8 protein-coding genes are annotated in these 12,525 nt (G+C 50.0%); 3 read left to right on the top strand and 5 right to left on the bottom strand.

Annotated elements, in window-relative coordinates; translation table 11 throughout:
• The 5 genes from AC4MRN_RS02800 to xylB all read right to left on the bottom strand — a co-directional run.
• The coding region (locus AC4MRN_RS02800) for a TonB-dependent receptor plug domain-containing protein (RefSeq protein WP_491202446.1) at positions 1–927 on the bottom strand (927 nt) is incomplete at its 3' end.
• A 355-nt stretch (positions 928–1,282) separates the two neighbouring features.
• On the bottom strand, positions 1,283–3,019 hold the full coding sequence (locus tag AC4MRN_RS02805) for a glycoside hydrolase family 9 protein (protein WP_491202447.1): 1,737 nt from the start codon (positions 3,017–3,019) through the stop codon (positions 1,283–1,285).
• Positions 3,020–3,075: 56 nt separating this feature from the next.
• Positions 3,076–4,980 (bottom strand): sialate O-acetylesterase, encoded by a 1,905-nt coding sequence (locus AC4MRN_RS02810; RefSeq protein WP_491202448.1) that lies wholly within the window; start codon positions 4,978–4,980, stop codon positions 3,076–3,078.
• 100 nt (positions 4,981–5,080) lie between these two features.
• Complete coding sequence (gene xylA, locus AC4MRN_RS02815) at positions 5,081–6,403, bottom strand: xylose isomerase (protein WP_155013630.1); 1,323 nt, start codon at positions 6,401–6,403, stop codon at positions 5,081–5,083.
• A 110-nt stretch (positions 6,404–6,513) separates the two neighbouring features.
• A complete protein-coding gene (gene xylB / locus AC4MRN_RS02820) occupies positions 6,514–7,971 on the bottom strand; it encodes a xylulokinase (RefSeq protein WP_491202449.1) in 1,458 nt (485 codons plus the stop codon).
• A 174-nt stretch (positions 7,972–8,145) separates the two neighbouring features.
• On the opposite strand from xylB, the gene AC4MRN_RS02825 reads away from it, so the two are divergent.
• The 3 genes from AC4MRN_RS02825 to AC4MRN_RS02835 all read left to right on the top strand — a co-directional run.
• Entirely contained in the window at positions 8,146–9,351 is a 1,206-nt protein-coding gene (locus AC4MRN_RS02825; protein ID WP_073325208.1) for a XylR family transcriptional regulator, read from the top strand.
• Positions 9,352–9,557: 206 nt separating this feature from the next.
• Positions 9,558–11,225 carry a glycoside hydrolase family 43 protein gene (locus AC4MRN_RS02830; protein WP_491202450.1) on the top strand — a complete coding sequence of 556 codons (1,668 nt, stop codon included), beginning with the start codon at positions 9,558–9,560 and terminating at the stop codon, positions 11,223–11,225.
• Between the two features lie 11 nt (positions 11,226–11,236).
• Positions 11,237–12,525: glycosyl hydrolase 115 family protein (locus tag AC4MRN_RS02835; protein WP_491202451.1), on the top strand; the 1,289-nt coding region annotated here is incomplete at its 3' end.

A 12,525-nucleotide genomic window follows, 5' to 3' on the forward strand; every position in this document is an offset into this window, starting at 1 on the left:
GGTTTCGTCTTCATTTTCCCATTGCAGGGTACTGGCGAAACCTTCGCGTTTACGGTCATCAAATTTCTTCAGCAGGTTAGACGCGTTCGGAATCCAAACGGTGCCGTTGTTGTCGTCGCCAACAAAGGCTTCTGCACCGGCCAGGTCGCGTGCGTAATACTGCACGAAAGCGTCAGACTGGATACCGTGTGACTCACCGTATAACTGTGAGTTTGCATAGTTAACCAGGAAACCAATTTCACCGTTGCCATCGAGATCAAATCGATCGCTGTATAAACCAGAAAAGGTAGGGCTGCCTTTCTCGGCAACGTCGCCGTATGAATAATCACCGCCAAACGCGATTACCCGACCATCGGAGTCGAATGGCTTACGGGTACGCAGGCTAACGGTACCACCGATACCGCCTTCAATCATGTCGGCTGTCTGGTTTTTATAAATATCCACGCCGCCCATTAGTTCGGGGGATACATCCTGAAAAGAAAGGCCCCGGCCACTGTTTGCAGTAAAGGAGTCACGGCCGTTAAATTCACTTCGTGTCTGGGTCATACCACGAATGATGGCGCCGCTGCCTTCTACGCTAAAGTGGTCTGGGTCGTCGGGGCCGGCAAACCGTTCAATGGAAACACCCGGCAAACGCTGGATAGCTTCCAGTACGCTGCGGTCAGGCAGTGTACCAATGTCATCGGCAGTAATGGCATCAACCACCGTGTCTGAAAATCGCTTTAAGTTCTGTGCATTCAGCAGGTTACCGCGAATACCTTTTACTTCAATTGTTTCTACTACTTCTTCATCTTCTGATGCTTGTTCTTGTGCTGCAGGGGCTTCTTGCGCCCATGATGAGTGTAAAGCAGACAAAACGGTTAATGCCAAAATGGACTTATTAAATGGGTGTGCAAATCGCTTATTGTGTGCCCGTGCTTTAGCCATTATCACGTCTCCGTTGAGATTAAATGGAATAGTTATGTCCGTTTTTCGCTCTGTCACTGCTCCCAACAGCAGGTAAGACAGATGTGAGAAATGGTCCGAGCATAGTGATGGAGTCAATAAGAACTATCAATGGAGTGTTAAAATATCACAACGTGAAAACAAATAATCGCAACAAAATATTAACAACAAACATAATAGACATTCATTTTGTGAATCGGTTCATTTTTTGTTTTTATGAGCAATTCACGGATTTTTGGATTGTTTTTGGTGCTTTTTGAGGGGCTTTGAGTGTTTTTATGAAATTGCTTCGCAGTGAAAGTGATACGTTTCACTGCGAAGGGTTCAGCGTGGAAAGTTAGTAAAGATTGTTCATTGCCGCCAGGGTATAAACCAACGGTGCATTCCAGTTTATTGCTATTTCGTTGGATGCATAGCTGCACCAATCATCTACATATGACTTCGCGGGGAAGTCTGAGCTGTAGTCACAGCCATCCTGTTGGCCACTGTGAGGACCACCTGCAACAAAGCCTGGAACCGGATCTGCTATGGTGTCGGCTTGTGACTGGCGATGGTGAATAAACCGAGGTGGTTTAGTGCCGAAACCGGTGACAAAGCTATAGCCGGTTGGGTTTTTACCCAGCACATAGTCTACCAGGTGGCTCATTGCAGTTCGGTAGCTGTTGTTCTGAGTCAGTGAATAGGCCGTTGCCAGGATCATGCCGTGGTTCATAGCAACGCCATTGCTGCCCCATACAAAATCGTTTTCCCGCATTGCCACATGGAAACCAGAAGTCGCATCCACATCTACCAACTGGTCTGCATAGCTAAGAAAGTCGCTTTCTAGCGTGTCATACAGACTGGATGATAAGCGCGCTTTGCCTTCTTTTAACAGCGACAAATACGCCAGCCCCATCGTGCTTCCCCAATTCGGGGTAGAGGGCGCACCAAGGTGGGTATTTAGCGCATCCAGATACACGGATTTGCCTGTTGTAATTAACAGTTCACTGGCCGCCCAGGCGAATTCATCATCAAAGTTGCTATCGCCATATTCTCCCGTGCTTACATTGTCAGGGTTTTTATAGGGCATGTCAGGATTCTCGACCGCCCATTTCCACGCGCTTTCAGCCGCGCTCTGATAAGTGTTGGCAGAAGCGGGAAATACCCGGGCGGCAGTGGCCATTACGGCGGCAAAGTTAAGTGCCGCTGCTGTGCCTTTCCCTACGAAATAACGTTGCTCGTTGGCCTCGTGTGGCATCACGTCCGGCGCAAAGTTCAGGGTGGTTAACTTGTGAAAGACGCTACCATCCTGTTCCTGCATAGTCGCCATCCAGTCCAGGTTCCAAAGTATTTCATCCAGCATATCGGGCTGGGTGTTGGTAGACTCCGGAATATTCCATTGCCGGTTGTCGTAAAAGTCGCTGAAATCCAGGTAAGCACGTAAGAGTGTGTAAGTGGAGATCCCGGAATTTACGATGTACTTGTTGTAGTCACCGGCATCGTACCAACCTTTGGGGCTAGGCCGCACATCCGAGGGATTATCCAGAACCGCTGCCTGCGTATCCGGATGACCCGCCGGGCGTTGCCATTGTCCGGCAAAAGCGGGGTCGAGTGCCACGCCGGCGCGATTAAAGTAATAGGCTTTAATCGCGGCATCGTGAATGTCACCGTACGCATCGTCACGAATCTCGAAGCTGATACTGTTATTGCTTTCTGCTAGCGTCAGCCGGTAATTGCCTGTTTGGGTGAGAGCACCGACATCTATTATGGCTGCGCTTTCACCTGCTAACGGCCACAGAGCCGGCTGCCCGGATTCACCGCTTAATACCACCTGATTGGTGTCGATGCGGGTTACTTCAAAGCGCAGGGGGGCATTCGTTGTGGCGACTATTTCTTTGGCCTGCTCAGGAATAAAACCGACCTGATTAGTATACAAGCTGATGTTTTCAGGCGGCGTGTCTGTTGGCGGTGGCAATGGTGTGCCATTGCTCTGCGTGCTTCCTCCACCTGAGCATCCTGCTACCACTAATGCTATAGCGGTAAATACTGCCGAGCGTGTTAATCTGTGTCCAGTCAATAACCGTTTGTTATACATGTGCCCACCTGTCTGATTAAACTATTGTGTGTTTTTAATTATGTCCATTGCGTAATTTATGGCGAAACAGTGCGTTCAAATGGCGGCGCAGGTAAGCCTGCCCGGTTGTATAGCCCCGCAGCCGGATTGTCTCCCCAAGCGTAACGTACTGTAGTCGGGCTAACGACATCAGGGTGCTGAAGCGTGATTTTATTGCCGCTTAGTTGCACGTTAGCCCAGTGAAAACGGCCATCTTGTCCGGCAATAGCAAAGCTTTTTCTGAGTGATGTATTGGCATGCAGCCCGTCATCAGCATGGGCAAACGTCAATGTTAGCGTGTTGCCGTCGCGGGTAATGCCTGAAATTTCCGGGCCGCGGTATGTTACCGGATGTTTATAAACCAGGTGTTGGGCATCCAGAGCAAGCCTTTGCCCTACTGCTTTTTTGTTTACCGGGTGGATGTCATTCCATTCACCAATATCAATGGTCACTACCAAGGCAGTATTGTCGAGTTCAGTGCTTTTGTATTGTTGATCGCGCAAGCGTGCCCAACTGCTGTCTGTTGGCTTATCGTGACGATCCATAAAATTGGTGAGTTGCACTATAAAGAAGGGGAGGTCAGGTTGTTGCCAGCGCACTCGCCAATGAGTCATCATTGACGTCAGCTTGTCCCGATAATCTTCGGGTCGTGAGGCATTCGATTCGCCCTGATACCAAAGTACCCCGCTGATTGGGAATCGTGTTGCCGGCGCTATCATGGCGTTAAACAAGCCCATTGGCTTCCAGCGAATAAAGGTTGTTGAAGGCGTATTTTCTGTGGTTGCCGCGACTTTATACTGCCAGTCGCCTGCCAGGCTAATCCGAGCCTGGTCGTTCCCCAGGAAATACATTTTATCGGGCACGAATCCAGTGCTCCCGCCATTCGAGACAACGCGGATAGCAATCACATTGTCGCCCTTTCTTAGTGCTGAAACCGGCACGGTATAACGACGTGGAGGATACTGATAGGTGGTGTTACCGACTTTTTGCCCGTTCACATAAGCCTCATCCGCATCGACAATTCGTCCCAATCGCAGTGTCAGTGGTGCGTCAGGCACTTCAGCCAGAAAGACGTGTTTGCGCAACCACCAAACGCCAGCGAAACCTGACTCACTACCGGGCAGGTTTCCTGGTACTGTCAGAGTTTGCCAGTCCTGGTCATCCAACGAGGGGGTAAACCAAGGTGTATCTTTCAGGCCTTTATCCAGCTCGTGTAACGCCTGATACCAAGCCTGCTGTGCTGCTTGTTCTGTTTGCTGCGTTGTCTGAATGTTTTGCGGATTGGCAAAGTATTCGCCTGCTGCAATGTCGTCCGGGTAATCAGTTAACAACGTTTTTGCCATCCATGCTTCAATGGGGGAGCCGCCCAGTGACGCATTCACTATGCCAATGGGCACGCCTTCTGATAAGTGAAGTTCCCGGGCAAAATAATGTGCTACCGCCGATAGTTTCGCGATATGCGCTGGCGTGGCAGACAGCCATTGACCGGAGGAGTAATCCTGATTCTCGCCGTCAAAGCGATATTCATCGGGTACGGTAAACTCTCTGATAAGCGGATAATCTGCGTAATTCACATCGTCGGGGTACGCTTCCTCAACGCGAGCCATAGGCAGTTCCATATTTGACTGACCGGATGTGAGGTAAACGTCACCAAAGTAGAGGTCGCGAATAACCTGAGTTTCTTCTGCTTCGACCTTGAGTGTATAAGGGCCGCCTGCTTTCTGAGCGGGTAGTGAGACAGACCATTGCTGATTGGCGGCTATGGCCTCACCTATCAAAGTATCGTTCAGCCAAACTTTAACGGTTGTTGCATCGGTAGTGCCCGTGATCGGGATTGCCTGATGCCGTTGCAGCACAGCGCCATCGGAAATCAGTCGGTGAATAGTCAGCGCCTGAGTTGGCATGCTGATTAATAACGCCAAAAGCAAATAACCATAACGCATGGCTTACTCCTTGATAGGCAGAGGGGGATGAGGTTGTATATCGGTGTCCGTAAAAAGCATGAAGTCTGCCGCTGTTATGCGGCAGGCTTCAAAGCGGGAGCTATCGGCCAAACAATACCTGATTGACCTGGTTTTCCAGCAGTTCCTGCTTACCGGAAACCTGTTTAGGATCCAGATTACTGCGGGTTGCCAAATCAGCCAGTGACGCCAGCGAATATTCGCCGCCCAGGATTTGTTTACCCATGGCGTCGTCCCAACCAGCGTAACGTTTAGCTTTTGTATCGGCTATAAAGTCGTTTTCGATGATAGCGGCAGCTTTCTTCAGACCCAGCGCACAAGTGTCCATACCGCCGATGTGGCCGTGGAACAGGTCGGCCGGATCAGTGCTTTGACGACGCAGTTTGGTATCGAAGTTGAATCCGCCAGACGTATAACCGCCGTTTTTCAGGATTTCGTAACAAATCAGTGTCATTTCCTCAACGCTGTTCGGGAACTGGTCCGTATCCCAACCCAGTTGCGCGTCGCCGCGGTTGGCATCGATAGAGCCAAACACATCAAGCGCGAATGCCGTAGCAATTTCGTGGTGGAATGAATGGCCGGACAACGTAGCGTGGTTGGCTTCAATGTTAACCGCGAACTCTTTTTCCAGACCAAACTCTTTCAGGAAACCATACACAGTGGCTGTGTCGTAGTCGTACTGATGTTTAGTTGGCTCTTGTGGCTTAGGCTCAATCAGTAACAAACCGTCGAAACCAATTTTGTATTTGTGCTCTACCACCATATTCATAAAGCGACCAAACTGTTCTCTTTCGCGCTTCAGGTCGGTGTTTAACAGCGTTTCATAGCCTTCACGGCCACCCCAAAGCACATAGTTTGCGCCGCCCAGTTTCTTGGTCGCATTCATGGCGTGGAACACTTGAGTTGCAGCACGCGCGAAAATGGCTGGATCCGGATTCGTCGCAGCGCCTGACATGTAGCGCGGGTGACTGAATACGTTCGCGGTACCCCACAGTAACTTCATACCAGTTTCTTCTTGCTTGGCGCCAAGAATGTCCGTCATTTCGCTGAAGTTGCGGATGTAGTCGTTAATGCTGTCACCCTCGGGAGCGACATCGATATCATGGAAGCAGTAAAAAGGTGCGCCCAGTTTGCTAAAAAACTCAAACGCGACATCGGCTTTTTGCTTGGCGCGTTCCATGGCATCACCAGGTTGCAACCATGGGCGACCGAAGGTACCGCCGCCAAACACATCTGCGCCGTCCCAGCAGAAGTTATGCCAGTAGCATGAAGCAAAGCGCAGGTGCTCTTCCATAGTTTTGCCTAACACCACTTCCTGGGGGTTATAGTGTTTAAATGCCAGTGGGTTAGTTGACTCAGCACCTTCGTACTGGATAGCGCTGATGTCCTGAAAGTAGTCTGCCATAATTAGCTCCAAAATGTGGCCGAATGGCCCGTTGAATAATGATTGCAAATAATGTTTGAGCGCAACCCATTCGACAATTATGTTAATTTGAACGTGTCTTGTGTTTTTTGTTAAAAATGTGATTCAAGGCTGAAATACAATTCGCGGAACTTCTGACGTCTGTGACGGAAGTAGTCCTGCAGTGTTGGATCTGGCTCATAAGCACCGACTTTTTTAGGTACCGGGCAGATATCCGATATTGGTGTTAGCGGATTCACCGCAACCTGAGCGAGACGCGCTGCGCCTAACGCCGGGCCAACATCGCCGCCTTCGCGGTAGTCCATGGCTATGCCAGATACATTGGCCAGCAACTGGCGCCAGTACACGCTTTTAGCCCCTCCACCAATCAGGCTGATACCATCGACACTTACGCCGCTGTCGTGAACCACGTCAATGCCGTCGGCCAATGCCATAGATACGCCCTGAATAACAGCCTGCGCCATCTGTGCCCTGGTTGTTGATGCGGTGATGCCGAAGAAGCCTGCTTTGGCATTCGGGTTATTGTGGGGAGTACGCTCACCGGTGAGATAGGGCAGGAAAAACGGAATATCCGGATCGTCTACACGGGTATTGTTCACCACGTTATTGATTAAACTGGCCACGTCCTGATAACCGGCGTTGCGAGCATACCAATCAAGGCAACTGGCAGCGCTTAGCGTAACAGACATCAGGTGCCAGCGGTCCGGCATGGCGTGACAAAAGCTGTGTACGGCAGAGTCAGGCTTACTGCGGAATTCGTTGGTAACCGCAAAATACACGCCTGAAGTGCCAAGCGACAGCATGGCCTGGCCAGGCTCTACAATGCCACAGCCAATTGCGCCTGCAGCGTTGTCACCTGCACCGGCGACAATAGTAACCGATTTCATGCCCCATTTTTCGGCCAGTGAATTGTGCAGATAGCCGGTGACCTCATTGCCCTCATAAAGCTTGGGCATGTGCGATTCGTTTAGTCCGCAGGCCATCAGCATGGATTTGCTCCAGCTGCGTTTACCTACGTCCAGCCAGCTCGTGCCGGCACTGTCAGACATGTCCGAGGCATACTCGCCGCTCAACTTGAAGCGCAGGTAGTCTTTAGGCAGAAGCACTTTGGCTATCTGCTTGTAAATGTCCGGCTCGTTGTCTTTTACCCAGAGCAGTTTAGGTGCAGTAAATCCCGGCATAACAATATTGCCGGTGATTTTTCGCGCACTCTTTACGGTTTTTTCTATTTCGGTACATTGTTTTTCGCTTCTGCCGTCATTCCATAAGATGGCTGGGCGTAAGACTTTGCCCTGACTATTCAACAGAGTTGCACCGTGCATCTGCCCGGCAAGGCCAATTGCCTTTACACTTTCCAATGGCATTTTGCTGGCAAGATGGTCCAGTGTTTTACAGGTTGCCTGCCACCAGTCTTCAGGCGCTTGCTCTGACCACAGTGGCTTGGGCATGGATACTGACAGCGGTGCGCTTGCCGATTCGATAACCTGTCCGCGTTCATCCGTAACGATGGTTTTTACACCTGAGGTGCCTAAATCTATTCCTATATACATATCTATCTTTTCGAGTAAAACGTTATACCGCGTATGCTGATTGCGAAAACATCAGATCGCAATTACGAAAACTTGTTATTATTTTGTTAATTTAATTTCGATGTATTAGTATGCTGGATGTAAGTAAAAAACATAAAAAATATTTACTGAATTTAGTTCAACGGGGCACATCACATGTTTGAACAAAAACACAGCATTACATTGCTATTTAACGCCAATAAAGTATACGACCGCCGGGTTATCGCCGGTGTTGGGGATTACCTGCAAACGTCTAAGGTAGACTGGGACTTATATCTGGAAGAAGATTTTATGGCCCGTCTTGAGCATCTGGACGAATGGAGCGGTGACGGCATTATTGCCGATTACGATAATCCGGAAATTCAGGCTGCCTTGCAGAAAGCCAAGGTGCCGGTAGTGGGGATCGGTGGCTCGTACGCCAACCCGGCTGATTATCCGGACGTTCCTTATGTGGCAACAGATAATCACGCACTGGTACAAGCGGCCTTTGAGCATCTTCGCCAGAAAGGTATTCAGCGCTTTGCGTTTTATGGCGCCCCGGTAAACGAGCACGCGCGCTGGGCACAGGAGCGTGAGAATGCTGTGTTGGAAATTACCCGCTCTCAGGGGTACGAATGCTACGTGTACCGTGGACATCCTGTACGTCCTGAGACCTGGCAATACACCACCAAGCGTTTGGCAGACTGGCTGAAAAGCCTGCCTACACCCATTGGGATTATTGCCGTGACCGACTCGCGAGCACGGCATTTACTTCAGGTGTGCGACCACATCGGTATGATCATCCCGGACAAGATGTCGGTGATTGGTATTGATGACGACGAGTTAGCCAGATACCTAAGCCGCGTGAGTTTGAGTTCAGTACGCCAGGGCTGTTTTGAGTTGGGGGAGCAGGCAGCGCGCCTGTTGCACAAAATGCTGAAAGGGCATAACCCGCCGAAAAAGCCGATTTTAATTGCACCTGAATGTGTGGCTGAGCGACAGTCGACCGACTTCAAAGCCATCAGCGACCCACATGTAATGCAGGCAATGCACTATATTCGTCAGAATGCCTGTCGAGGCATTAAAGTAGAGCAGGTGCTGGATTATGTAGGTGTGTCGCGTTCAAACCTGGAAAATCGGTTCCGTGAAGAGCGCGGTCACAGTATCCATACGGAAATCCACAACGAGAAACTACAGCGTGCCTGTAAGATGCTGGAAAACAGTAATGAAGCAACATCGCAAATTGCCAAGATATGCGGATATCCGTCACTGCAATACATGTATGCCGTATTCAAAAAGCACTTTAACCAGACGCCTAAAGAATATCGTGATGCTATGAAAAACAATGACGAAGAAGACAGCCTGGTATTACAAGTGTCTTAAAGTCCAGTGTCAGAGGGTTAACAAAGCGCCCGCTTCGCGTGTCGAAGCGGGCGTTTTTTTATTTCAACGGGCCAATCAGGGCAATAACATTTCATTCATAAAAAACGCAACTACGAAAGTTTTATTTCATAAAGCCGCTTCATTGAAGCGCCGCGCGCTTTCACGTTAAATGCCAGATTACATAACGTATTGAATGAAGTTATAACGTGAAGAAAAAAGTGATATCAGCGCTCTCGTTGATCGGTTTGTATCTGCCGGGGGCGTCAGCAACTGACGCAGTAGAGTTTGACTGGTTTCGGTACGACACGCCGCCCGCGCTGTACGAAGTCGAAGAGACGCAATTTAAAAACCCGGTATTACCGGGATACTACCCAGACCCATCGATTACAAAAAAAGGGGATGACTACTACCTGGTTAATTCCTCGTTCTCGTATACCCCGGGTTTACCGGTTTTTCATAGTAAAAATCTGACTGACTGGAAGCTTGTGGGTTATGCGCTGGATCGCGCGTCACAGACCTCCTTTACCGGGCTTGGGATTTCCAGAGGCATTTTTGCTCCCACCTTGCGCTACCATGATGGTGTGTTTTACCTGATTACCACGGCGGTAGACAGTGGGGGAAATTTCATATTAACCGCGACGGACCCTGCAGGCCCATGGTCTGAGCCTGTCTGGCTACCAGAAGTGGGTGGAATTGACCCGGATATCTTTTTTGATGATAACGGCAAAGCCTACATTGCCCACAATGATGCGCCACCGGGAGAGCCTTTGTACAACGGTCATCGGGCAATCTGGTTGTGGGAGTTTGACCTGAAAACCATGAAAGTCGTGCCGTCGTCGCGCAAGTTATTGGTAAACGGCGGCGTGGATATTAGTCAGAAGCCGGTATGGATTGAAGGTCCGCATATATACAAAAAAGACGGCTGGTATTATTTAACCTGCGCAGAGGGAGGAACCGGTCCACAGCATTCCCAGGTGGTATTTCGTACGCGTTCGCTGAGAGAGGCGTTTGTACCGTATCAAAACAACCCCATTCTGACCCAACGGGATTTGCCGTTGCCTCGGCCAGATGCGGTGGACGCTGCGGGTCATGCTGACTTTATTCAGGGCCCAGATGGACGCTGGTGGAGCGTCTTCTTAGCGACACGTCCTTATTTGAATGACTGGTATAACACGGGCCGAGAAACCTTCTTGCTGCCTATGACGTGGCAGGCGGGATGGCCAATGATACTGCCATCCGGTAAGCCGATACCGGTTACATTGCCTAAACCCTACCCGGATATTAAAAGCGAAAGCACCGCATTTTATAGCTGGCGTGAAGACTTTACGGATGTGGAATTGGGATTGCGCTGGCAAGGTCTACGCAGCTTTAATCGGGACTGGGTGCATATTCAGGGCGGCCGGATGACACTGACGCCGTTGCGTGAACCGCTTACCAGTAAAGGTGATGTCAGTTATTTGGGTGTACATCAATCAGCCGCAGAATACGCGGTTGAAACCGAGATGTATTTGCCTGACAGCACGGGTGTGAGCGGTGGGCTTGCTGCATTTCAAAGTGAGGCATTTCACTATTATTTTGGTGCGCGTTATACAACTGCCGGCACACAGCTTTTTGTAGAGCGCACTGTCGACGGCAAAACCTCAACGGTTGCTACGCATAGACTGAAAGCGATGCAGCCTGAAGCGATAACCCTGCGTATTCGTGGTGATAAAGAGCGGATTTATTTTGATTTTCGCACATCCAGAGGATGGACCTCAATGCTGGAAAAAACGGCAAATACATCCTCGCCGGCGATGGATGCGACCTGGTTAAGTACAAATAAAGCCGGTGGCTTTGTAGGCACAACGCTGGGCCTGCACAGCCGAAAAGACTAACGGAGTAAGACATGTTTAAGCAGTGTATTGTTATTATTTGCGCCCTGGTTGTCAGTGCGGTATCACCCGTTATGGCCTATGTGTCTTTTTCACCAGACTCTCAGTCATTTGTGGTGGCAGATAAGGCGAGTGGCAAGGTCGCGAGTATTTGGGTCGACCCGAATGCAAGCCCCGGCATTCTTCTGGCAGCGAAAAACCTGCAGTCTGATATTCACAAGGTAACCGGCCTTACTCCGGTTATTGTTCATGATGCCCAGACACTATCCGGACAGGTGATCATCATTGGTGAGCGAGGCGCTGCTGCACCTGTAGATCGATTATTTGCTGACGGTACCCTCAGCATTGAAGAAAATGCCAATCAATGGGAAGGCTATCAGCTGGCTCACGTACAACACCCATTTGATGGTGTGGAGCAAGCCTGGGTCATCAGTGGGTTTGATCGTAGAGGCGTCATTTACGGCATCTATGATTTGTCGGAAAAAATGGGCGTATCACCCTGGTACTGGTGGGCAGATGTGCCAGTCGTGCAGCGTGATGGTGTGTACATTGCCGCCGGTTCACAGGTGAGTGATGCGCCAAAAGTGAAATACCGCGGCATCTTCCTGAATGATGAAGCGCCGGCATTAACCAATTGGACCCACGAAAAATTCGGTGGCTACAACGCGACGTTTTATCGCCATGTGTTTGAACTTTTGTTGCGTTCAAAAGCTAACTTTTTATGGCCCGCGATGTGGAACAATGCATTTGCCGATGACGATCCGCAGAACATGTATCTGGCCCATGAAATGGGCATAGTGATGAGCACATCACACCACGAGCCCATGATGCGAGCCGATAAGGAATGGAATCGTTATGGTAGTGGCCCCTGGGAGTATTCGACAAACCCAGACAAGCTCTATGAGTTCTGGGTTGAGGGTGCCAAGCGTTATAAAGACAAGGACGCAATTTTTACCATGGGCATGCGAGGACAGGCTGATACGCCAATGAGCGAAGGCGAAAATATTGGCCTGTTGGAGCGCATTGTTGCCGACCAGCGGGAAATACTGGCTAAGCACATAGACAAACCAATCGATGAGATCCCTCAGGTTTGGGCATTGTACAAAGAAGTGCAGGGCTTTTATGAACGCGGTATGCGTGTACCTGACGATGTAACGTTACTCTGGGCCGATGATAACTTCGGCAACGTACGCCGTTTGCCTACCAGCGACGAACTTGGACGACAAGGCGGGGCGGGTGTGTATTATCATTTTGACTATGTCGGCGGGCCGCGCTCATACCGCTGGATCAATACTGTGCCGTT

Source organism: Marisediminitalea sp. (genome assembly GCF_984433645.1).